Consider the following 22,983-nt stretch of genomic DNA (forward strand, 5'->3'; position numbering starts at 1 on the left):
TGTAGTTATTCTACTCAAATGACGAGCGGCTCTTATGACAGAAAGTAAGAGCAAGGGCTTGCCAGACGAACCCTTCGGGCAGCATTTGGCTGGCTTTTCTGCCGCGTTATCGTCCGTTTATGTAGAATAACTACACTGCACGGACTTTGCCTTGCATTAAAGCCAGCCAAATTGCTGCAAAAATAACCCTGAAACGTCAACACGCCCTAATGAGTTAGCTAAAATTTGTGCTGCTTTAGGCATTTTTACCACACAAAATACTTTCAGCTTATGTTCATATTCACGCGCCTATGATGCCAATAACATCCTCAAATAGGATTATTGGAGCGAACCATGAACAGATTACATCGATGGAAATGGCTGGTGTTATCGGCGGCATTAGTTGCCCTGCCGTTCACTGCGCCAACTCAAGCCGCAGGCGTATCAGTCAGCCAAGGTTCAAGTGCTTCACTGAGCCAAGCCGAACTCGAACAGATGCTTGCGCCCATTGCACTCTACCCCGATAGTTTATTGAGCCATATTTTGATCGCCTCCACCTATCCACTCGAAGTGGTACAGGCGCAGCGTTGGTTAGAGGATAACCCTAAGTTATCGACCGACGAGGTGATGTCTCGCACCGAAGACAAGGACTGGGATCCGAGTGTTAAAGCCCTTATGGCTTTCCCTAACGTCTTAGAAAAAATGAGCGAAGACTTAGATTGGACCCAGAAACTCGGCGAAGCCTTTTTAGCCGACGAAGGCCAAGTGATGGATGGCATTCAATCGCTTAGACAACAAGCGGATAAAGCCAACAGTTTGGCCAATATGGACAACATGGCGGTGACCCGTGCGAACAACCAGATCATCATAGAACCCGCAAGGCGCGAAGTAGTGTATGTGCCCTACTATGATCCCCGCGTGGTTTATGGCACTTGGCGCTGGGGCGTGGCCTATCCCCCTGTTTATTGGGAGTTTGGTGGCTATGTGGGCTACCCTTACCACCCAAGTCATAGTTACTTTTACTGGTCACCCGGGATCCATATTTCCTTTAACTACTTCTTTAGCTCGTTCCATTGGCACAGCCACAGAGTCGTCGTTGTCGATCACCGTCACTCCCACCATTATCGCCCAAGGGAGCGATACTCAGTCAGCTACGGCGCTCAACCTTGGAAACATAAACCCGAGCATAGACGCGGCGTGGTTTACCACAATCCTGTGGTGAAAGAGCGCTACTACGGCGATAGTAAGTTCCGTGGCCGTGATTCCCACTCCAGTGGCAGTGGTCAGCACTTTACCAGCCAGTATGCCAAATCGAGGGAACACCAAGACGCACGTAATAACCGCGACAACAAGGGCTATGACAAGCGCCAAGATAAGGACAGAGGTAACAACCTAAGCCGCGACAATCACTATAGCCGCGAGCGTGCGCCTAGCTTCCAAAATACTCAGGCCGAGTTAAAAGAGCGCCGCGTGGCACCGACAAACTCGGCGCAAACCAAAAGAGAAGGTTACCAGAAAGAGCGCAACGACAATTTCCGTCAGGATAATCAAGTAAGACAAGCGCAGGCAAAAGCGACGAGGGAGCAAACCAAGGACAGTCCACAGCGCCAGTATCAGACTCGAGAGCAGCAACCGCGCAGCTTTGAGCCTCGCACTCAGCCGCAGAGACCGGAAGCTCGCCCTGAAGTGAGACGCGCCGAACCGCAACGTATGGAGCAGCCTCGCCAAGCGCCGCCAAGACAGCGGGAAGAGAATCGAGTCAGGCAGAATGATTCACGCCAAAATATGCAGATGGCCCGCAGCCCTGAGCATAACCAAGGCAGATCGGCACAGAGCCAAGAGCGCCGCCACAGGGAATAATCTCAACCAATAAAAAGAGCGCGAATATTCGCGCTCTTTCTTTATGTTCAAATAGCTAAAACTTGAGGGTCAAGGACTGGCCTTCACCCATGCCCTGCCATTCGAGGGTCAGCTCCATTATCTCATTGATAATATGTTCAAAGTCCGCTTGAGATACCTCTGGCAGCGCCAGTTTACGGTTGCTACAGCTTTGCTCTAGCAGGTATAAAAACCCGGCATAGGTCGGCGTATCGGCTGACCACAGCAAAGATTGTAGGGCTTCGACAATCGACTCGGTTTGCCAAATTAAGGTTTTATCCGCGACGGCTAAGGAGGCTTCGTTGTGCTCAAGGGAAAAGCTGATATCGGCGCCTGCGCGCACTTGGGCGAAAAATGCGCCCTGAATATGCAGTCGTTTTTCAACGACATAATGGATCATGTCATGGGGAGCTATGCCCTGCTCGGGCATTTGTGTTTGGGTTGCACTGCCATCCATGCGCACGCAACGTAATTGACCATAACGCTTCGAACCTTTGGTGAAGATAACTTGCATAAAGCCGTCCTTAGTTTATCCATCTTTCCATCGCCGGATTTAGCCAAGTATAGTTCTAAATGGATAAAAAACGGCTTAAAAATTGCGCTCGATAAAACGCGAACACTCTTCGGCCGCCAAGGGTTTACTGAAGTAATAACCCTGCACTAAATCGCAGCCCATGCCCGATAGCAGCACCAGTTGCGCCTCATTCTCGACCCCTTCGGCCACGACGGTCAGCCCCAACTCATGTGCCATTGAAATCGTTGCCGCGCTGATGGCGGCATCGTTCGGATCACTTTCGATATCCTTCACAAAAGAGCGGTCTAACTTGAGTCTGTCTAAGGGCAATAACTTCAAGTAAGAGAGTGACGAGTAGCCCGTGCCAAAGTCATCAATCGCCAATTCGATCCCATGTTGACGCAACTCGGCCAGTAACTTGGCATTTTGCTCGGGATACTGCATGGCCACGCTCTCGGTGATTTCAAGCTCGAGCGCCCCTTTGGGCAACTTATGCTTGGCAAGCACGTTGATGATATCGACAACGATAGTGTCCTTACGCAATTGATGGGCCGAGAGATTGACCGCCATCCGAAGCCGTTTGGCGCCCTTCTCACGCCACTCGGCTAGCTGCGCCAACGCCTGCTCTAACACCCATTGGCCGATGGGAATAATCATATCGATCTCTTCGGCGATAGGGATAAAGCGATCGGGAGCCACCAGGCCCAATTCGGGGTGTTGCCAACGGATCAGCGCCTCGACGCCGACCATTTGCCCGGTATTGATATCGATTTGCGGCTGATAGTGCAGCCGCAGCTCATCACGGGCAATGGCCTGCCTGAGTCCGGTTTCGATTTGTTGGCGCTCGGTCACTAAGGTGTTCATGGCGGCGGTGAAAAACTGATAGTTGTTGCGCCCCGCCGCTTTGGCACGGTACATGGCCATATCAGCATTTTTCATGAGCGCCTCAACACTGTCACCATCGGTTGGGAACAGGCTAATGCCTATGCTGGGTGATGAATGCAGCGGCTTGTTATCTATGGTATAGGTTTGATTCAAACCACTGCGTAGGGCTTCTGCCACCTTAGCCACCTCGTCATGGTCCGTATCGGACAACACCACCACGAACTCATCGCCGCCCAAGCGCGCGACAATATCATCGCTGCTCACAATACTCTTCAGCCGCCGCGCCACTTCGAGCAGCAGCATATCGCCGACATGGTGTCCCAAGGTGTCGTTGATATTTTTGAAGTGATCCATATCGATAAACATCACGGCAATCTGGGTCTGACTGACAAAGGCTTCTTTGAAAACTGTCTCTAACCGCGATTGCAGACTCAAGCGATTCGGCAGCAGAGTCAAGGAATCGTGGTGCGCGAGGAAGTGAATGCGCTCCTCGTTGACTTTGCGTTCGCTGATATCGGTAAAACTACCGATATAATGGCTGACAGACCCCGTCTCATCCCGCACGACAGACATCATCAACCATTTAGGGAAATCAAATCCCTCTTTGTGTCTGTCCCACACCTCACCCTGCCAGAATCCGGTCTGTTCGAGGGCGGCTCGCACTCTAGCATCATTGCTACGGTCGGTCCGCTCGGCCTCGAGGAAGCGGCAGTTTTTGCCGATGATCTCATCTCGGGTGTAACCAGTAATTTGGGTAAAAGCACTATTCACATCCACGATAATGTCATTCGCGTCCATGATGGTGATGCCTTCACCGCTTTGCTGGAATACCTGAGCCAGCAGGTTAACCCTAGCCACGGTGCGCTCCTGCTCGGTAATGTCCTCCACAATAAACAGGATAAGTTGCTCGCCGTTAGCTGCGGTAACCAAGGAGCCATTTAACCTCACGGCCACCATTTGCCCCCCCTTATGGCGATAATGCTTCTGGTAGGGGCCGTAACGGCGAGTCTGCTTGAGGCGCTCGAGCTGCTCGGTTTCACTCACCCGATAACGGATGGGCGTAAGCTCCCAAGGATCGAGTGTCTGCAACTCTTCGAGGGTATAACCGGTAATATCCATAAAGGCTTGGTTGATGGCGACAAACTGCCCGTCCTCTAGCCGTTTTAACGCGTGGCCCACAGGCGCCTTATCGAACAGGGTGCGATACCTTTGCTCACTCTCGATCAAGGTCGCTTGGAAGGTTTGGCTACGGGCGATCTCCTTCGAGAGTGCCATGGTTTTTTCCGCCACCTTTTCGGCGATGCGGTGCCGCTCCCCAGAAGACACTAAGGTCATACCGCCGACAACCGCGCAGGTGATAAACGCCAGCAGTAGCATCAGCAGCGACAGGCTAAAGGTTTCGCCCATCAGCTCGGAATAAGACTCGTAGATAACGATATGCCAATGCCTATCGGCCAGCATTAAGTTGGCCTGATAATACTGGCCCATCTTGTCGCTTTGTATGTTCCCCTGAAACTGGGGGAAGGTCTTCTGGCTATTGGCGTAGAGTAAGGCTCCGCCAGCACTCATGTCCGTTAGTCGCCAGTGCAAGCCTTTGACCTGCTCCACCGCATTGATAATCGATTGCAGGTCGATCACCGCCGAGCAAAAGCCCTCGATATTGCCTAAACGGTCGAAGACGGGGGCAATAAACAGCGTCCCGCCCGGCCCATTTGGATCCTCCGCCAGTTGAATTTTTCCGGTCATGACAGGTGACAGTGTGGCGCGGACTTTGGCAATCGCCGCCGCACGTGTCGGTTCGCCATTAAGGTCAATACCCAAGGCGGCACGGCTAGTGTTTATCGGTTGCACAAACTTAATCGGCACTAACCAACCGTCGGGATTGGGTCGCCCATTGGCTAAGTATCGAATGCGGTATGATTCGCCAATCTCGACGCGGGTGGCGGCCTCGAAACTGTCTTTATCGGTCGCGGCAATCAGTGGTGACCAAGCCCAAGCCCGAAACCCATCTAATTGCAGTTGGTTGCGCTTACCAAACTGGATAAATTCATCCTGAGACACCTGCTCGCTATTATCGAATAAACTCGCGAGCGCAATCACTTGCTGAAGATTCGACACCTGAAAACTTTCAACATTGCTAATAATGGCATTGGACTGAATTTGAAATTTATCCTGCAGCTGCTGCCGCTGGTTCATATCCGAGTAGTAATAAATGCCGACACAGAATAAAAAGCCGACAAACAGTGGCAACCCTGTCTGAATCCGCCTTGAGCGCCAAATGGAGCGCTGATCGAAGAGCAACATCGTCAGCGGAATGAAGATCACCGCTCCGAGTAAGTCCCCAAGCCACCAATTGATCGTACTGCCAAAGACATCCTTTATGGGAATGGTGCCATGGGCGGCCAGGGCGGCATTACCAAAGAGGGTGGCAATCATGCAGGTTAACGAGAGGCTGAGGCAGGACTTAATGACAGTGTTGGGTCTATCTAAGGTCACTAAGGGGTCGATACGGCGGATCACATTGGCAGAAACATAGGCCTGTAAACTCGATGCCGCAGCAATCACTAAGGGCAGCCAACCGAGATGGATCTCACCACCGATATTGATGTTAATCAGCCAAGAGCCGACCAAGATACCAAACCAGGGCGAATACTTGCTCCATATCAGGCAGGAGGCAATGGCAATACCCGCCGCAGGCCAAATGGCAGCCGAATAACCGGGAGGTAAGGCAATCAACAAACCGATTTTGCCAACGACAAAGTAAGCCAAGGCAACGAGTAGATTGACCTTAAGGTAGTGAGCAAATGCTTTGATATCCAATCCCTTTTTATTACTAAGCCGCAACTCAGATAGGTCACATAATGCCTTAATCTACAAATCAATCTCAAGCTTAGTAAAAGCTAATCATCAATTCTGTTATCGGTCGCCAGCGTAAACGCTTCATTAACGGTCGGTTTGCTATAGCGAAATCTGCTAGACTCACGCCAAATCTTAAGCGCAGCCAAAGGATGGGCATTAACGAGTGAGGAGGTTATCCCGCATCAATGCGATAAAGATAATTCCGTGAAAAGGGGCGAAAGCGCAGCGAGTTTAGGTGATTTTTCCAGCTCAAATTGTTTACATTTAACCCAAGGCGTTTTCTGACACAGCTCACATTAACCCTATTTTTTGCGAGTGTAATGAGTATAAATTCAGTTAATTTTGTTAATTATTTGTTTTATTATGGTTTTAATTAAGGTTTTTTTAATGCAAAAGCCGTTTTGAGCCTGGGATCCACTTTCAATCAATCCCCGCTTCTTGTTATCCTCCCGCCCGCACAAAAAAGTTGCAGCTTGAATTTTTATTCAGCCAACAATTTCCTCTCGTTCAGCCGGACCTGTTAATTGAAATTCGCACTCAGCCAATTTATCGCTGAAGGATTGAATCTCGTAGCGAGGTTCTCCCACTTCAGTATGACAAACTTAGCCCTGCTTTTTGGGTTACTGTTTGTGCTGCCCGCTGCTGACTTAGTGTCGGTGATGGTCGGCGGCTGCATCGACATAGGTGAGTTAATCACCCTGAGCGATGGATTTTTAATCGAGTTTTTCAGCGCCACGCTGCTGAGCATTTTGCTGCTCAATCCCCAGATTATTAAGCAATTGTGGAATCTGTTCGACAATGGCTTCAAGTGTTTCAACAGCTTAGATTTAACTAATGCTGCCCAGTTTTTAGCACCCCCAAGGCTAAAATCCCTCGAGCACCTTGCGCACGGTTGTCGCGCCCCACCATTGTAACTCTCTGTTTTAAAATTCAAATTTAGCATTAAGCGCTGAAAGTCGATCCTCAATCTTGCATTGGGGTGGCAGGCATTTTTTGTGCCGCGCTCGAGCCACTTTCGGATTTGCCTTCGGATAACGCCGCTCAATGCTACTGCCAATCTCTCTGGGCAGAGTTGTAAACCTTAGGGTTAGAGGAATCTTCCTTTGTTAATTCGAAATTTAAGTAAAGTAGCATTCGCGGCGATAGCCCTGATGCTCGCAGGCTGTGATGGCGGCGTATTGGATCCCAAGGGCCAGATCGGTGTCGATGAAAAGCACCTGATCATCATCGCTACCCTACTCATGCTGATTGTGGTTATTCCCGTGATCTTCATGACTTTGTTCTTCGCATGGAAATACCGCGATGGCCGAGATCATGAGGTTTACGCCCCAAAATGGTCCCATTCAAGCGCGATTGAAACCGTGGTTTGGATTGTGCCTATTGTGATCGTTGTGATTTTGGGCGTGATTACCTGGGGTTCAACCCATGATCTCGACCCTTATAAACCACTCGAACACGAGGCCAAGCCAATTACGGTTGAAGTGGTTTCTATGGACTGGAAATGGTTGTTTATCTATCCAGAACAAGGTGTTGCATCGGTAAACGAACTGGCTTTCCCTGCGAACGTACCAGTGAACTTTAAGATCACCTCTGATACCGCAATGAACTCTTTCTTTATCCCGCAGTTAGGTAGCCAAATCTACTCAATGGCTGGGATGACGACTAAGTTGCACCTGATTGCCAACGAACCCGGTACCTATGACGGTATTTCCGCTAACTATAGCGGCGCAGGTTTTGCGGGCATGAAGTTTAAAGCCATTGCCACGCCAACGGCGGCCGACTTCGATGCTTGGGTAGCCAAGGCAAAACAACAGGCGACTAAGACCTTAGACTCTGCGACTTACCAAGCCTTAGCACAGAAGAGTGAAAACAATCCTGTGGAATACTTTGGCTCAGTTAGTCACGGCATGTTCGATCAAATCGTTATGCAATACATGCACATGGACTCAAATGAGAACATGGCAGGCCATGAAGGTATGGAACACATGAGTGCCGACCACAATATGGCTGGCATGCACCACGATATGGCGCATATGGCGCATATGGCGAGCGAACAGAAGATGGCCGACATGGAAAGCTCAACCCATTCTGACACTTCATCAACAGAACACTCATCCACTCACCAAGTGGAGGCGGAGTAATCATGTCTTTTCTCGGTAAATTAAGCTTAGATGCGATCCCGTATCATGAGCCTATCATCATGGTGACCCTTGCGGTTGTTGCCGTGATAGGCCTGTACGTCGCAGCCTTGATCACTAAACACAAAAAATGGGGCGTGCTTTGGCACGACTGGTTAACTTCGGTTGACCATAAACGCCTCGGTATCATGTACATAGTGCTTGCCTTCATCATGCTGATCCGCGGTTTTTCCGACGCTATCATGATGCGTACTCAACAGGCACTGGCCACCAATGGCGCCGCAGGTTATCTGCCGCCTGAACATTACGACCAAATCTTCACTGCCCACGGCGTGATCATGATTATCTTTATGGCGATGCCATTTATGATCGGTCTAATGAACTTAGTGCTGCCACTGCAAATCGGTGCCCGCGACGTTGCCTTCCCCTTCTTGAACAACCTCAGCTTCTGGTTAACCGCGTCTGGTGCCGTGCTGATCAATATTTCATTAGGTTTAGGTGAATTCGCCCGTACCGGTTGGGTGGCTTACCCGCCGTTGTCTGAGCTGGCTTACAGTCCGGGCGTCGGGGTCGATTACTATATCTGGGCGCTGCAGATTTCGGGGATAGGGACAACCTTAACTGGGGTCAACTTTATCGCGACTGTGCTTAAGATGCGCGCTCCAGGCATGAAGCTGATGCAAATGCCTATCTTCACTTGGACTTGTACTTGGGCCAACATCCTGATCGTGGCGTCGTTCCCGATCCTGACCGCGGTTTTAGCGCTGTTAACACTCGATCGCTACATGGGTTTCCACTTCTTCACCAATGATGGTGGTGGTAACGCCATGATGTATATCAACCTGTTCTGGGCTTGGGGTCACCCTGAAGTGTACATCCTGATTTTACCTGCGTTCGGTATCTTCTCGGATGTGATTTCAACCTTTACCTCTAAGCGTCTGTTCGGCTATTCCTCAATGGTATGGGCCAGTGGCGCGATTTCGATCCTCGGTTTTATCGTGTGGTTACACCACTTCTTTACCATGGGCTCTAGCGCCAACGTCAACGCCTTCTTCGGCGTGATGACCATGGTGATTGCGGTCCCGACTGGGGTAAAACTGTTTAACTGGTTGTTCACCATTTACCGCGGTCGCCTGCGCTTAACAGTGCCAGTGCTGTGGACCTTAGGCTTTATGGTGACTTTCACCATTGGTGGTATGACGGGCGTATTATTGGCCGTACCTGGCGCCGACTACGTACTGCACAACAGCTTGTTCCTGATCGCTCACTTCCATAACACCATTATCGGTGGTGCCGTGTTCGGTTACTTAGCCGGTTTTGCTTACTGGTTCCCGAAAGCGACGGGTTTCCACTTAAATGAGCGTTTAGGTAAAGCGTCATTCTGGTGCTGGCAGATTGGTTTCTATGTGGCCTTTATGCCGCTGTATGTACTCGGTTTTATGGGTATGACTCGCCGTATAAACCACATTGATAACCCAGCATGGAACATGTGGATCTATATCGCTGCCGTGGGTGCTTGCATCATCATGGTCGGTATCATTCTGCAATTCGTGCAACTGTACGTGAGTATCCGTGACCGCGACCAAAACCGTGACACCACGGGCGACCCATGGAATGGCCACACGCTGGAATGGTCAACCGCATCACCACCACAGTTCTACAACTTTGCTAAGTTGCCACAAGTGTCTGATATTGATGCCTTTACCGATGCCAAAGAAAAAGGCACAGCGTATCAACGCCTCAAACACTATCAACCAATCCATATGCCGAAAAATACCCCGAGCGGTATCTTAATGGCGCTGGGCATTACTGCCGCTGGTTTTGCTGCGATTTGGCACATTCTGTGGCTCGCGATTGTGGGCATGGTGGGCGCGTTTATCGTGTTCTTATTCCGTGCTTATAACAACGATGTCGACTATTACGTTCAACCCGATGAAGTGGCACGCATTGAAAATGCTCACTTAAACAATGTAGTAAGGGGCTGATATGAGTGTTGCAATCCCAGCTGATTTAGAAGTTGCTCACGCCGAGGAGCACCACGAGCACCATGACACGGGTGGCAACACCCTGTTTGGTTTTTGGCTCTACCTGATGACCGACTGCATCCTGTTTGCTTCGGTATTCGCCACCTACGCCGTGCTCTATATGAACACCGACGGCGGTGTCTCGGGTAAAGACATTTTCGAACTGGACTTTGTGCTGATCGAAACCGCAGCCCTGCTGCTCAGTAGTATTACCTATGGCTTTGCCTTGATTTTCGCTAAGCGCCACAACAAGGCAGCAACCCTCACTTGGTTAGCCATTACCTTTGCACTGGGCTGTGTGTTTATCGGCATGGAAGTCTATGAGTTCCATCATCTGATCGAACATGGCAACGGTCCACAACGCAGCGCCTTCCTGTCATCTTTCTTCACCTTAGTGGGCATGCACGGCTTGCACGTGACCGCAGGGTTAATTTGGATGGCAATCATGATGATTGAAGTCGCCAAAACGGGCTTAGGCAACCGCAGCATCACTCGCCTGAGCTGCTTAAGCTTGTTCTGGCATTTCCTCGACATCGTGTGGATTTGCGTATTCACCGTTGTGTACTTATTGGGAGCATTGTAATGGGCGCACATACTCATTCGCATGATCATAGCCATGGCGCAGACGATCTGGCCGCCAGCATCAAGTCCTACTTAGTCGGTTTTGTGCTGTCAGTGGTGTTAACTGCCATCCCATTCTGGGCGGTAATGACCCATCACTTCGAGCAATCGACGACGCTTGCCATCGTCGTTGTTACGGCACTGGTGCAGATTTTGGTACACCTTAAGTACTTCCTGCACTTGGACTTCTCTAAGGAAGGCAAGATCAACACCTTCTCCTTCCTATTTACCGCGCTGATCATCGTGATGGTGGTTGGCTTGTCGGTATGGATCATTCTCGAAGCTAACGCTTTGATGATGTAACGAGACACAGCAAATGAACACACAAGCTAGATTGACATCGACGCAATGGAAAGCACGCTTCAAAGGGTATGTACAGGTAACTAAGCCTGGCATCATTTTCGGGAATCTGATTTCCGTTGCTGGCGGTTTCCTATTGGCCGCTAAGGGCGATGTGGATCTGGTCTTGATGCTGGCAAGCTTAGTGGGATTATCCTTAGTCGTCGCCTCAGGCTGTGCGATTAATAACTGTATTGACCGTGACATTGACGCCAAAATGCAGCGCACCTGCAAACGCGTCACCGTCACGGGCGAAATTCCCCTAAGCCATGTATTGCTGTTTGGCATCGCCTTAGGCGTACTTGGATTTGGCACCTTAGCCTTGTTCACCAATGCCTTAGCTCTGCTGTTTGCCGCTATTGGCTATGTCGTTTATGTCGGGATTTATAGCCTCTATATGAAGCGAAACTCGGTTTACGGCACCTTAGTCGGCAGCTTTTCGGGCGCTGTACCGCCCGTGGTGGGCTATTGCAGCGTAACGGGGCAAATGGATATGGGCGCAGTGATTTTATTGCTGATGTTCAGCCTCTGGCAGATGCCACACTCCTACGCCATCGCGATTTTCCGCTTTAATGACTATGCAGCCGCGAAGATCCCCGTGCTGCCAGTCGCCGAAGGGATGGCCAAGGCGAAGCACCATATAGTGCTCTATATCGCAGTGTTCGCCTTGGTCAGCACCATGCTGCCACTCGCAGGTTACACAGGCACCGCCTTTATGGCCGTGACCTGTGCCACCAGCCTCTGGTGGCTAACAATGGCCCTCAAAGGTTATCGTCAAGATGTGGATATGCCACGTTGGGCCAGACAAGTGTTTGGTTTTTCAATTATTACCATCACAGCACTCAGTGTAACCATGGCGCTGGATTTTCAAGCGGTCAGTCAAACCCCACTGTTTACCTTAGTGCGATAAACATAACCTTTATTCAAAAACAAAAGCGCTAACCTAGGTTAGCGCTTTTTTATTGGCGTAAGACTAGCGTCAGGTTTACAAGCTTCGCAATACTTTAGTACCGTTTAATGACGACAATCTCAGCCATCGAAGTTTATTGGACTACAATATCAAACGCCTATAAACGTTTATGTGCACTATTACAGGGAGTATTCGATGAAATTGATATCATCAGCCATAGTCTGTTTAAGCTTGAGCTCATTCGTACAAGCATCGAGTCCACCAAAACCCAATGCCGAAACAATTTATATGGGCGGCAACATAATAACAGTGAATGACTCTGCCCCAACAGCAGAGGCATTAGCGGTAAAGAATGGGCGCATTCTTGCCGTTGGCAAAGCATCGGAACTGTTAAAACTCAAAGACAATAACACTCAAGTGATCAATCTCAATGGTAAAACGCTGATCCCAGGTTTTATCGACGGTCATGGCCATGTCTTCAATACAGGGATCCAAGCGCTATCGGCAAATCTGCTCGCAGCCCCGGATGGAAATGTTGATAGCATTGCATCGCTACAGCAAATGCTAATCTCTTGGGCGAAGAAACCCGAAAATGCTCAGCACGGTATCATCCTCGGATTTGGTTATGACGATTCACAATTGGCTGAACAAAGACATCCAACCCGCCAAGAACTGGATCAAGTCTCTAAAGACATACCCGTACTCATCATTCATCAATCAGGTCATTTAGCCACCTTAAACAGCAAGGGATTAGCACTCGCGGGGTTTAATCCTGACAGTAAAGATCCTGAAGGGGGCAAAATTCGCCGCGAAGCAGACGGGAAAACACCCAATGGAGTATTAGAGGAAACCGCTTTCTTTGGCACACTGCTACCACTGTTTGCCAAACTAAATGAACAAGAAAATGAAGCCATCTTTAACGCTGGAATGAAACTCTACGCCAGCTTTGGCTATACCACAGCTCAAGAAGGACGCGCCTCTAGCTCCGCAGTTAAAACCATGTATAACCTCGCGCAACAACGCAAACTGCCTATTGATGTCGCCGCGTATCCCGATATTCAAACCGCGCAGGATGTCATTGTTCCCCCCTATTACTCAGCAGAATACAGTAATGGCTTTAGAGTCGCCGGAGCCAAATTAAACCTTGATGGTTCTCCTCAAGGAAAAACCGCATGGTTAACAAAGCCATACTTGATACCACCCATTGGGCAAGCACAGGGATATAAAGGCTATCCTAGTATGACCGATGAAAAGGCCGCCGAATATATTGCACTAGCCCAGAGCAAAGGTTGGCAATTGCTGACCCATGTCAATGGAGATGCAGCTATCGATCAACTGCTCAAAGGAGTTGAAGCAAGCGAGAGCAAACAAGGCAAACCCGATAGAGGCTTTATCGCTATCCATGCGCAAACCGCTCGCAAAGATCAGGTAGAGAGCTTCAAGCGCCTTGGCATATTTCCCTCTTTCTTCCCAATGCACACCTTTTATTGGGGTGATTGGCATATGGACTCAGTATTAGGCAAAGAGCGAGCACAAGACATCTCACCTACGGGCTGGGCGCGAGAAATCGGGATGATATACACCTCTCACCACGACTCCCCCGTAGCATTACCAAACTCGATGCGGGTTTACTCAGCAACGGTTAACCGTACTAGCAGAACAGGTCGAGTGTTAGGCCCAGCACAAAAAGCATCACTATTGGAAGGCCTAAAATCCCAAACTATTTGGGCCGCAACTCAGTATAAAGAGGAAAAAAATAAAGGCTCAATTGAGATTGGTAAACTTGCTGACTTCGTAATTTTGTCTGACAACCCACTACAAATTACGCCAGAAGCCTTAGCTGATATTCAGGTACTAGAAACGATTAAAGAAGGAAAAACAGTCTATAAGCTTGACGGTCAGAACAGCGCTAATATTGGAAGTTGCATTGAATCGGCTCGTTGCCAAACCATTGCTACCACAGCCATGGTCACGACAGGTCTATTGCATCACTCCCATTAAGCTATCAAGTAAAAATGTAGGTAGGAGAACTTCACTCCTATCTACACCTCTCATTTAATAAATTACCAAAACCATGACTCACCAAATAGTTACTTCATTGCCGATTTTACATAGACATCGAAGCGGTTTTTCTTCGTTTCGATAACCATGCTGGGCTTAACGCCGGCGAGGTCTTCGGCATAATCGGGGCGCTTCACCACTACACGCTTACTGGCTAGGGCCATGGCTGGGGCGAGCAAACCATCGGCGTCGAGATCCGCGCCGACTAAGGTTTGGAATATTCGCATTTCCTTTTTTACTAAGGCCGATTTGTCGCGGTGGGGGTACATAGGGTCGAGGTAGACCACATCAACCTCTTGCTCCAATTTGGCGAGTGCTTCGAGGCTAGAACCATGGAAAAGCTGCATACGTTCACGCATCCAGTCGCCGATTTCGGCATCTTGATAGGCGCGGCGCAGGCCGTCTTCTAATAATGCGGCCACCACAGGATGGCGCTCTACCATAGTAACGGTGCAGCCTAAGCTTGCCAGCACAAAAGCATCGCGACCGAGGCCCGCAGTACCATCGACCACTTTTGGGGTAACGCCCTGCTTTAACCCAACAGCCTTAGCAATCGACTGCCCACGACCGCCACCAAACTTGCGTCTATGGGCAACCGCGCCAGTCACAAAATCCACTACTATGCCATCGAGCTTAGGCTCATCGCGCTTATGTAGCGTCAAGGTGTCTGATTCAAAACGCAATTCAAACGGCGCATCGGCATCAAAAATCAGTTGCCAACGGGCACAAATGTCCACAAGAGTTGGAAATTGCTGATTAAAAAAAATCGGAGTCACAGGCTATCTTCAAAGCAACAAAATGATGGCTATTATGCCTAAAAATCTGCTTCGTGAATATGTAACTCGGTCAATCATCTTGTTAATGCTCATTATTCTATGAGTCAATTTGTCTAAGCCACCTTAGGGAAACTCAAACATGAGTCACAGTGTAATTAACTGATTGATAAAGGCAAAAATCTATTTATATAACAGTTTAGCGATTTGTGTTATATGTTTTGTTCCTAGCCAACCTTGCGACTTCCATACGGAATAAGGACATTTTTTGCTTAACTGGCTGAAAGGTTTTTTGTTTATCAGGGAGCAAGACTTTTTAAACCCCGATAGAACCATATTAAAAACCAGTTTATTGCGGATTATTTTGCTAAGTGGTGCCATTCTGACCACCAGCATAGTGCTGCACAGCTCATTGATCGCATATGAGCTCAACCTCAGCTTTATTATTGGCATTACGGTCAGTTTTTTAACCGTCTTATTTCTCGCATTATGGTTTACCCGTCGGTATTTGCTGGCGAGCTCAATCAGCTTGCTGGCCATGGTGGTCGCGGCCTGCTTGGCAATACTGTTGTTTATTCCAGATTTTACCTTGTCGCAGGCGGGCATTACCTTCCTGTATACGCTGCCGCTGATGGCGCTTTTCCTGTTTGGTAGAAAAGTCGCCTTCTGGATGATGTGCTTCAATGTGCTGCCTTTCTTATTGCTACTGCGTAACCAGAATCTCCCGCCTATTGTCGATGTAGATATTAGCCTGCCAGCGACCCACGCTTACCTCAACGGGCTGTTGTTTATGTTTTTCAATATTTGTATCCCGTTGTCGGCCATGCGGTTGTTAAAAACCCAGAAAGTCCATGCGCAGCAAATGATCCAGCATCAACACGCGCTGCAACGCTCTTTAGATCAATATGCTGAAATCTTTGATAATAATGGCACGGCCTCCTTCTTCTGTAATGAAGATGGAGTGATCCTCAACTTGAATAATGCGGCAAAACAAATCGCAGGAGATGTCACACTTAATCGCACTCGCCTGTGTGATATTTTTGAAGTGGACCAAGATACCAGTACGAATTTGTTGGCCGCCTCATTCCATACCCGTTTAAGGCACAACAGCGGCAGCCGGTATCTACTGCAAAAAGCCTCATTAGAGCACCATGATACCTTGCTGTTTCACTGCCACGATATCACGGCACAAGCCAATCATGAGCTCGAACTCAATCGGCTCAAAAAGCACCATATCAGTACCCATTTTTACGATTTAGTTACGGGCTTACCCAACGAGAACCACTGGTATAACCCGACACCAAGTACCGCCCACCAGGAAATGACAGTCGCCCTAGTTAAGATCGATAATCTAAGCCAAATTAATGCCGCCTTTGGCATCAGCGTGGGAGATGCCATCCTCAAAGCTTTTGCCTTAGAGCTTAAAGAGCGCTTCGGCCATCAGGCCAAAATATATCGTTTTAGAGGTGCATCCTTTGCCCTGGAATTTACCGAACTGCCACTCATCTCGCCAGAGACGCTTGCACCACAATTACGTCTTCGCATTCCGACAAGTTTAAAACTTAAGCAAGAACAACAGATTGAATACCATTTAGAGTGCCGCATTGGCTGTAGTTCTGGCCATAAATCCGCTCCGCAGCAAGCCGCCGAGCAATGCTTGATTGCCATTAAACAAACCACCCAAGCCAACCCAGTTATGGTGTATTACGTCGGCTTGATTAACAATTTACTTGAAGCATCCTCGCAAGAAAGCAAAATCCGCGACGCGCTAAAACACAACCGACTGGAAATGTGGCTGCAACCAAAAGTGTTGGCAGATGGGCATATTATTAGCTTTGAAGCGCTCGCCAGAATGTTCGACAAAGACGGCAGTATGATCATGCCCAGCACCTTTATCCCCATCATAGAGTCATCGCAGTTGCAGGCGATTTTCGCCATTAAAGTGTTTAGGCAATTACTTCAATTGATCCGTGCTTGGCCCAAAAATGTCCCTATGACTAAGATTGCCTTCAACCTATCGGGACAAGATATTTTGTCGGATCGATTCTTCAAGGTACTGATCCAGACATATATTAACCATCCAGAACTCATTCCAATTTTAGAAATTGAAATCACCGAAACCTCAGTGTTTTCCACCCACAAAGAAACTGGCAGACGCTTAAACACACTCGCGAGAATGGGCGTTTCCATTGCGATCGACGATTTCGGCACAGGCCATGCTTCCTTGAGCCAGCTGATTGACATAAGCGCCGATACAATAAAAATTGATCGCTACTTTGTCAGCCAGCTCGGCATTAGCGAGCGCCACACGCAAATTGTCAACGCGGCAATTCTGTTGGCAAAGAGTTTAAAACTGCATGTTATTGCCGAGGGGATTGAAACTGAAACCCAATTGATACAGCTCACAGCACTGGGGTGTGAACAATTCCAAGGCTACTTATTTGGCAAACCTGCACCAGCCTCGTTGTGGCTAAAAACCTATCAAATGCAAACCCCAACCCACTGGTTAGCACAGAAAAAAACGGCTAACTGAGGCATTCGTTTTACGCTTTAAGGCATCCTAGGTATAATTGCCCACATGCGTTTGCCTCCCTTTGCATTGTTTGCAAATAACTAGGATCCTCCATGTTAAGTTACCGCCACGGTTATCACGCCGGCAATTATGCCGATGTGCTGAAACACGCTATTTTGCTGCAAACTTTGCAGTTAATGCATAAGAAAGACAAACCCTTGGTCTATATCGATACCCATGCGGGTGCCGGCGGTTATGCGTTAACGGATGAGTTTGCTCAGAAGACGGGTGAATACCTCGAAGGCGTAGCTAAGCTTTGGAATAAAACCGATCTGCCAAAATCCCTGCAGGATTATGTAGATGCGGTGCGTCACTTTAACGAAGACAATCCAGAAGAACTCAACTTTTACCCAGGTTCTCCCGCCATTATCGATATGGAGCTGGGGCCAAAGGATCGTATGCTGCTGCACGAGCTGCACGGTACCGATCATCTGCTGCTGGATGAGTATTTCGAGCAGGATAAGCAAGTAAAAGTCATCAAGGGCGATGGCCTTAAAGGATTGATTGCTGCGGTACCGCCACTAGAGCGCCGCGCACTGGTACTTGTCGACCCCAGTTATGAGATTAAGACCGACTATCAAACGGTCGCCGAGACCTTAATCAAGGCGCACAAACGCTTTGCCACGGGCGTATTTATGCTCTGGTATCCCGTAGTCAACCGCGCGCAGACGGAAGAAATGCTTTCCCGCTTAGCAGGTAGCGGTATTAAGCGCCAGCTACGTATCGAGCAGGCAATCAAGCCGGACTCCAATGAATTTGGCATGACAGCCGCAGGACTATGGGTGATTAACCCACCTTGGCAACTGGATGAAATCGCGACTGAGATGCTCGATTACCTCGGCAAAAACTTAGGCCAAGCCGATGGCAATGTCATCGTTAAATGGGAAGTCGGCGAATAAGCCAATCCTATTGCGTCATCACCGCATGCAGCAGAGCAGCTAGACTTTGGCGCTGCGGTAACGTTTTAGCAGAATTTGCACCCGTTCCACATAGGCTTGGGTTTCTGGATAGGGAGGAATACCGTTGTATTGGGTCACTGTGGTTGGCCCCGCATTGTAGGCTGCGCAGGCCAATGCAATATCACCATTGAACTGTTTTAGCATTTGCGCCAAATACTTACTGCCGCCGAGAATATTCTCCTCCGGCAAAAAGGCATTGGTCACGCCCATCTCTTTGGCGGTTTCGGGCATCAATTGCATCAGGCCCATTGCACCAGTACGCGACAAGGCTCTGGCATTAAAGGCCGATTCAGCGTGGATCACGGCGCGGATAAGTGCAGGGTCTAATTGATGTTTATGAGCCGCACGGCTGATCAAGCTATCGTAATTGCGGGTAAACAGCCGAATACCATTCCAGTCAATTTTGGAGTCAGGACGACAGGCAAAGCAGTCATAGAGCAGGATTTGATACTCATTGGTGGTCGGCGCTTTATCGGTAAAAGCCGTCACACCATTGGCCTGTAGATATTGATAAACTTTGACTTTTTCTTGCCCAGTGTTACTCACAATACCGCTTTCAGAATAACGGGCCACAATACGGGGCTTAGGCTTGGCTTCATCGGCAAACGCGGCCGCAACACTTCCCCAAGCCAACCACAAACCAAGGCTCATGATGGCTATCGACTTAAGGCAAAGTGGCGAAGAATGCGTTGCTGGCATCAAAGTCCCGTGTGTTCGTTTAGTTTAAGTACTTCAATAATAGCAAAGAGTTGCTTCATCTCACGGTTTAACTGGCTAAATTCGGCCGAAAAGTTAGCACTGTCGAAGATAGATTGCATCTGGAAACGACTACGGCGATTAGGCAAAAACAAGATCAAACGATTGCGAAAGAAGGCGCATTGAATATCCCCATCGAAGGATTTTGCCAATTGCTGCAAGCGCTCCATAAAGGCGGTATTGAGCAAATAGCGCGACTCGATTTGATCCGTGGAAAACACATCAAACTCTTTTTCGAACAGGGGATCTTCAAGCTTCACCCTTTGCAGCCCTGAGTGGCTGTCGGATAAGAAATTTGCCAGCCCGCCGCGATCCTTTAATACCACGGTATGGCCAACAAATTGCTTATGGCTACTTAGCTCAACCACAGTGCCGCGAAAACGGGTCTCGGTGCGGGTCACGGTTCGGCGTTTATTGCCGTCCCACTCCTCCACCCGCACGTCTTTGGTCAAGGTTAACTCATTGACGACTAACTCTATGCCCTTGTATTGGCCTTGAATATAATCACCAAAGCTCGCCTTATCGTGATTGGGTAGCACCTTAGCCGCACTGAGGCGATTCATGTCGAGGCGCATCTCGCGGTTGTAGATAAAATCCTCACCAAAGTACTTAAACATGATGGGATAAATTTCTTGCTGTACTTGCCGCTTAAACTGCCGAGTCGGTGTAAAACTCCAAAAACCTAATCCCAATACTGCGACCAACGGCAGCGGAAACAGCATGAGTCCACGGCTATGCCCCAATAGCGCTAACAACACGAGACCTGCGACTATCGCCAAACTAAGATATAAACGTTTACGTGTCGCCTTAAGGCTGTTGACGCGCTTAGTTTCATAGCGGGCGGCGAGCGGCGCCAGTTGGGTATCGTAGTACTCCTGCAGCGACGCCCTATCCGAAGCGTCGGCCGACAATCTTGCCGCCTGCCGCTGAGCCTTGATGGGACTACCTAAGATAAAGGTGAGTATATTCATTCAGTTAATATGTTTGCGGAGCCTATCTTGGCCCCGCAAATATCGAAGGATTACAGATAATCCGCCGCGTCTATCGGCGCTTTAGAGGCTTCATTCACCTCGTAGAATGGCATCACCTTAATGTTTGCCATCGACGCAATAATCGACCCAGGGAAAATCTCAACGGCAGTATTTAACTCAGACACCGCCGAGTTATAGAAACGGCGGGCAGCGGAGATATGGGCTTCGACCTCGTTATAGGTCTGCATCGCCTCGAGCATAGTATTGTCCGACTTCAGCTCGGGATAGCTTTCAACGCTCACCATCAAGGCACCCATTTTATCGTTCAGCTTCTCGGCTTGCGCGATATGCTCTTTCACCGCATTCGGATCTGTCTTGTTGTAATTGCGGGTTAATTGCGTGCGTAGCTCAGTGATTTCAGTGAGTAATGACTTTTCATGATCCATAAATCGCTTGGCGATTTTGAGGATATTGGGCACAAGATCGGCACGCTTGGCTAACTGCACATCGATTCCCGACAGGGCTTCGAGGGCGGTATTGCGCTTTTTGACTAGGCTGACGTACCAAAGGTAGGTGACGATAAAAATCAGCGCTAATCCTAATAACAGTTTGTCCATCTTCCATCCTTAGGGTTTGTTCTTAGTCTCAACGGGTACAGCTAAACATAAATGGCCAAGAATTTCATCTAAAGCGATAGCTAACGCAATGAAATATTAGCTTTAGCTACTCTGGTCAGAGCATTAAGCAACAAAATGACCAGCGAGATTATTCAGCTTGGATACAGAAAAACTAGGCTATAGTGTATATGCACAACGTTAAGAGCAACCTTTTTGCTCGTGAATACTGGACTCCTAGTGAGTCCATTTTTTTACCCCGCATTTCCCCCATAATCCGCCGCACAACCACAGTTGCAACATTTAAGTTTCAATTAAAGCTTAAGCATCATACTTTTCGGCCAATTTTTTAACTTTCACCTTAGCGTTAATCCAACCACTTGGGCCAGACATAGCTCTGCCAAGTACGCCGCATCGATTCTGCTCCCGGGTAAAGAATGCGCTAGCAAAGGTCGACAGAGGCAAGAGAATGAGCTCGAAATCCAACGATATTCCCGTCAATTCACCACAGGCCGACGACATGAGTTCTCGCGGCTGGTTTGTCCGTTTTCTTAATATTGTCGAACGCTTAGGGAACCTACTCCCCCATCCTATTACCTTGTTCGCCCTGTTCTGTGTCGCCGTGATATTGGTATCAGGCATTGCGGGTTACTTTGGATTAACGGTCACCGATCCGCGCCCCGAGGGCGCCCACGGCCGAGGTGCCGATGGACTTATCCATGTGGTCAGCCTGATGAATGCCGAAGGCTTGCGGATGATAGTGTCCAACTTAGTCACTAACTTCACTGGCTTTACGCCCTTAGGCACTGTGTTGGTCGCCCTACTGGGTGTGGGTATCGCCGAGCGTTCGGGACTGTTATCCGCGGCGATGCGTGCACTCGTTATGGGCGCGTCGAAGCGTTTGGTGACGTTAACTATCGTATTTGCCGGCATTATGTCGAACACGGCGGCAGAGCTTGGGTATGTGGTATTAATCCCCATGGCGGCGATGATCTTCCACTCCTTAGGTCGTCACCCACTGGCGGGGCTTGCCGCAGCATTTGCAGGGGTATCAGGGGGATACAGCGCTAACCTATTGCTTGGTACTGTCGATCCGTTGTTATCGGGTATCACTGAGGCGGCGGCGCGGATGATCGATCCCGACTACAACGTCGGCCCCGAGGTTAACTGGTACTTTATGTTTGTCTCGACCTTTGTGATCACTTTCCTCGGCGCCTTTGTGACCGAGAAAATTGTCGAGCCGAAACTGGGCAAGTATCAAGGCGATGATGCCGATGAAACCGTGCACCAATCCATGGGCAATGTCACCGAGCTGGAAAAACGTGGCCTCAAGTGGGCGGGATTATCTATGCTGGTGCTAGCGGTAATCCTTGCGCTGTCAGTCGTGCCAGAGGGTGCGCCACTGCGCGATCCTAAAACCGGCCTGGTCTCGGGTTCGCCCTTCCTCAAAGGCATCGTCGCCTTTATCTTTATCTGTTTTGCTATCCCGGGTTTTGTCTACGGCAAGGTCGTTGGCAGCATTAAAAACGATAAAGACGTTATCAATGCCATGTCGCACAGCATGAGCACTATGGGGCTGTATATCGTGCTGGTATTCTTTGCGGCGCAATTTGTGGCCTTTTTTAACTGGAGTAATCTCGGCGCCGTGTTAGCCGTGCTGGGTGCCGATGCCCTGCAATCCATTGGCTTAACTGGGCCAATCCTGTTCCTGTTTTTTATTATGATCTGTGGCTTTATCAACTTGATGCTGGGTAGCGCCTCGGCTCAGTGGGCCATTACCGCCCCCATTTTTGTGCCCATGCTGATGTTAGTCGGCTATGCGCCCGAAACCATTCAAGCGGCCTACCGTATTGGCGACTCAGTGACTAACTTAGTCACGCCTATGATGAGTTATTTCGGGCTGATTTTGGCCGTGGCTTGCCGTTACCAGAAAAACCTTGGCATAGGCACGCTTATCGCCACTATGCTGCCGTACACCTTAGTGTTTTTCGTTGGCTGGACGGCGTTCTTCTTCCTGTGGGTGTTTGGCTTTGGTCTGCCAGTGGGGCCAGGCGCAGCCACTTACTACACACCTTAAGCCGAGGCTTGCCTCCATCTCTAACAAAAAGGGCGTCGAAGCTAAGCTCGACG

General features: G+C 49.2%; 17 protein-coding genes. 11 read left to right on the forward strand and 6 right to left on the reverse strand.

The window, feature by feature from the left end:
* Positions 1 to 333: 333 nt before the first annotated feature.
* A complete protein-coding gene (locus tag L2713_RS10125; RefSeq protein WP_248967791.1) occupies positions 334 to 1,839 on the forward strand; it encodes a DUF3300 domain-containing protein in 1,506 nt (501 codons plus the stop codon).
* A 55-nt stretch (positions 1,840 to 1,894) separates the two neighbouring features.
* Here L2713_RS10125 and L2713_RS10130 read toward each other — a convergent pair whose 3' ends face one another.
* Both L2713_RS10130 and L2713_RS10135 read right to left on the reverse strand, forming a co-directional pair.
* Positions 1,895 to 2,371 carry a cytoplasmic protein gene (locus tag L2713_RS10130; RefSeq protein ID WP_248967792.1) on the reverse strand — a complete coding sequence of 159 codons (477 nt, stop codon included), beginning with the start codon at positions 2,369 to 2,371 and terminating at the stop codon, positions 1,895 to 1,897.
* A gap of 75 nt (positions 2,372 to 2,446) precedes the next feature.
* Positions 2,447 to 6,076, reverse strand: coding sequence for an EAL domain-containing protein (locus tag L2713_RS10135; RefSeq protein WP_248967793.1), 3,630 nt, complete (start codon positions 6,074 to 6,076; stop codon positions 2,447 to 2,449).
* Between the two features lie 632 nt (positions 6,077 to 6,708).
* Here L2713_RS10135 and L2713_RS10140 point away from each other — a divergent pair.
* The 7 genes from L2713_RS10140 to L2713_RS10170 all read left to right on the forward strand — a co-directional run bounded on the left by L2713_RS10140 (position 6,709) and on the right by L2713_RS10170 (position 14,148).
* Positions 6,709 to 7,029, forward strand: coding sequence for a hypothetical protein (locus L2713_RS10140; protein ID WP_109286705.1), 321 nt, complete (start codon positions 6,709 to 6,711; stop codon positions 7,027 to 7,029).
* Positions 7,030 to 7,218: 189 nt separating this feature from the next.
* Positions 7,219 to 8,256, forward strand: a complete 1,038-nt coding sequence (cyoA, locus tag L2713_RS10145; RefSeq protein ID WP_248967796.1) for a ubiquinol oxidase subunit II — start codon at positions 7,219 to 7,221, stop codon at positions 8,254 to 8,256.
* A 2-nt stretch (positions 8,257 to 8,258) separates the two neighbouring features.
* Entirely contained in the window at positions 8,259 to 10,238 is a 1,980-nt protein-coding gene (gene cyoB, locus L2713_RS10150) for a cytochrome o ubiquinol oxidase subunit I (RefSeq protein ID WP_023266129.1), read from the forward strand.
* Between the two features lies 1 nt (position 10,239).
* Positions 10,240 to 10,860 (forward strand): cytochrome o ubiquinol oxidase subunit III, encoded by a 621-nt coding sequence (gene cyoC, locus L2713_RS10155; protein WP_011718747.1) that lies wholly within the window; start codon positions 10,240 to 10,242, stop codon positions 10,858 to 10,860.
* Positions 10,860 to 11,201 carry a cytochrome o ubiquinol oxidase subunit IV gene (cyoD, locus tag L2713_RS10160; protein WP_023266130.1) on the forward strand — a complete coding sequence of 114 codons (342 nt, stop codon included), beginning with the start codon at positions 10,860 to 10,862 and terminating at the stop codon, positions 11,199 to 11,201. The genes cyoC and cyoD overlap by 1 nt, the downstream gene beginning before the upstream one ends.
* Positions 11,202 to 11,214: 13 nt before the next feature.
* Positions 11,215 to 12,147 carry a heme o synthase gene (cyoE, locus tag L2713_RS10165; protein WP_248967797.1) on the forward strand — a complete coding sequence of 311 codons (933 nt, stop codon included), beginning with the start codon at positions 11,215 to 11,217 and terminating at the stop codon, positions 12,145 to 12,147.
* A 195-nt stretch (positions 12,148 to 12,342) separates the two neighbouring features.
* Positions 12,343 to 14,148, forward strand: coding sequence for an amidohydrolase (locus L2713_RS10170; protein WP_248967798.1), 1,806 nt, complete (start codon positions 12,343 to 12,345; stop codon positions 14,146 to 14,148).
* Positions 14,149 to 14,237: 89 nt separating this feature from the next.
* On the opposite strand, the gene L2713_RS10175 is transcribed toward L2713_RS10170, so the two are convergent.
* On the reverse strand, positions 14,238 to 14,984 hold the full coding sequence (locus L2713_RS10175) for a class I SAM-dependent methyltransferase (protein WP_248967799.1): 747 nt from the start codon (positions 14,982 to 14,984) through the stop codon (positions 14,238 to 14,240).
* 265 nt (positions 14,985 to 15,249) lie between these two features.
* On the opposite strand from L2713_RS10175, the gene L2713_RS10180 reads away from it, so the two are divergent.
* On the forward strand, positions 15,250 to 17,514 hold the full coding sequence (locus tag L2713_RS10180; protein WP_248967800.1) for an EAL domain-containing protein: 2,265 nt from the start codon (positions 15,250 to 15,252) through the stop codon (positions 17,512 to 17,514).
* A 92-nt stretch (positions 17,515 to 17,606) separates the two neighbouring features.
* Positions 17,607 to 18,452: a 23S rRNA (adenine(2030)-N(6))-methyltransferase RlmJ gene (locus L2713_RS10185; protein ID WP_109286699.1), complete on the forward strand. Its 846-nt coding sequence runs from the start codon at positions 17,607 to 17,609 to the stop codon at positions 18,450 to 18,452.
* 39 nt (positions 18,453 to 18,491) lie between these two features.
* Here the strand turns inward: L2713_RS10185 and L2713_RS10190 are convergent, their stop codons facing one another.
* Genes L2713_RS10190 through L2713_RS10200 form a run of 3 tightly spaced genes read right to left on the reverse strand, consistent with a single transcriptional unit; the run spans position 18,492 to position 20,856 of the window.
* Complete coding sequence (locus L2713_RS10190) at positions 18,492 to 19,211, reverse strand: lytic transglycosylase domain-containing protein (protein ID WP_248967801.1); 720 nt, start codon at positions 19,209 to 19,211, stop codon at positions 18,492 to 18,494.
* Entirely contained in the window at positions 19,211 to 20,239 is a 1,029-nt protein-coding gene (locus tag L2713_RS10195) for a DUF3137 domain-containing protein (RefSeq protein ID WP_248967802.1), read from the reverse strand. The genes L2713_RS10190 and L2713_RS10195 overlap by 1 nt, the downstream gene beginning before the upstream one ends.
* Positions 20,240 to 20,289: 50 nt before the next feature.
* Positions 20,290 to 20,856 (reverse strand): LemA family protein, encoded by a 567-nt coding sequence (locus tag L2713_RS10200; RefSeq protein ID WP_011624553.1) that lies wholly within the window; start codon positions 20,854 to 20,856, stop codon positions 20,290 to 20,292.
* A gap of 466 nt (positions 20,857 to 21,322) precedes the next feature.
* Here L2713_RS10200 and L2713_RS10205 point away from each other — a divergent pair, with 466 nt between their 5' ends.
* Positions 21,323 to 22,930 carry an AbgT family transporter gene (locus L2713_RS10205; RefSeq protein WP_086902472.1) on the forward strand — a complete coding sequence of 536 codons (1,608 nt, stop codon included), beginning with the start codon at positions 21,323 to 21,325 and terminating at the stop codon, positions 22,928 to 22,930.
* Positions 22,931 to 22,983 lie beyond the last annotated feature (53 nt).

The organism is Shewanella seohaensis (genome assembly GCF_023283775.1).
Taxonomy (GTDB): domain Bacteria; phylum Pseudomonadota; class Gammaproteobacteria; order Enterobacterales; family Shewanellaceae; genus Shewanella; species Shewanella seohaensis.

Coding starts and splice junctions, on each gene's coding strand:
- L2713_RS10125 (WP_248967791.1), top strand. CDS start 334: ATGAACAGATTACATCGATGGAAATGGCTGGTGTTATCGGCGGCATTA.
- cyoC (WP_011718747.1), top strand. CDS start 10,240: ATGAGTGTTGCAATCCCAGCTGATTTAGAAGTTGCTCACGCCGAGGAG.
- L2713_RS10130 (WP_248967792.1), bottom strand. CDS start 2,371: ATGCAAGTTATCTTCACCAAAGGTTCGAAGCGTTATGGTCAATTACGT.
- L2713_RS10200 (WP_011624553.1), bottom strand. CDS start 20,856: ATGGACAAACTGTTATTAGGATTAGCGCTGATTTTTATCGTCACCTAC.
- L2713_RS10205 (WP_086902472.1), top strand. CDS start 21,323: ATGAGCTCGAAATCCAACGATATTCCCGTCAATTCACCACAGGCCGAC.
- L2713_RS10185 (WP_109286699.1), top strand. CDS start 17,607: ATGTTAAGTTACCGCCACGGTTATCACGCCGGCAATTATGCCGATGTG.
- L2713_RS10170 (WP_248967798.1), top strand. CDS start 12,343: ATGAAATTGATATCATCAGCCATAGTCTGTTTAAGCTTGAGCTCATTC.
- cyoE (WP_248967797.1), top strand. CDS start 11,215: ATGAACACACAAGCTAGATTGACATCGACGCAATGGAAAGCACGCTTC.
- L2713_RS10190 (WP_248967801.1), bottom strand. CDS start 19,211: ATGCCAGCAACGCATTCTTCGCCACTTTGCCTTAAGTCGATAGCCATC.
- L2713_RS10195 (WP_248967802.1), bottom strand. CDS start 20,239: ATGAATATACTCACCTTTATCTTAGGTAGTCCCATCAAGGCTCAGCGG.
- L2713_RS10140 (WP_109286705.1), top strand. CDS start 6,709: ATGACAAACTTAGCCCTGCTTTTTGGGTTACTGTTTGTGCTGCCCGCT.
- cyoB (WP_023266129.1), top strand. CDS start 8,259: ATGTCTTTTCTCGGTAAATTAAGCTTAGATGCGATCCCGTATCATGAG.
- cyoD (WP_023266130.1), top strand. CDS start 10,860: ATGGGCGCACATACTCATTCGCATGATCATAGCCATGGCGCAGACGAT.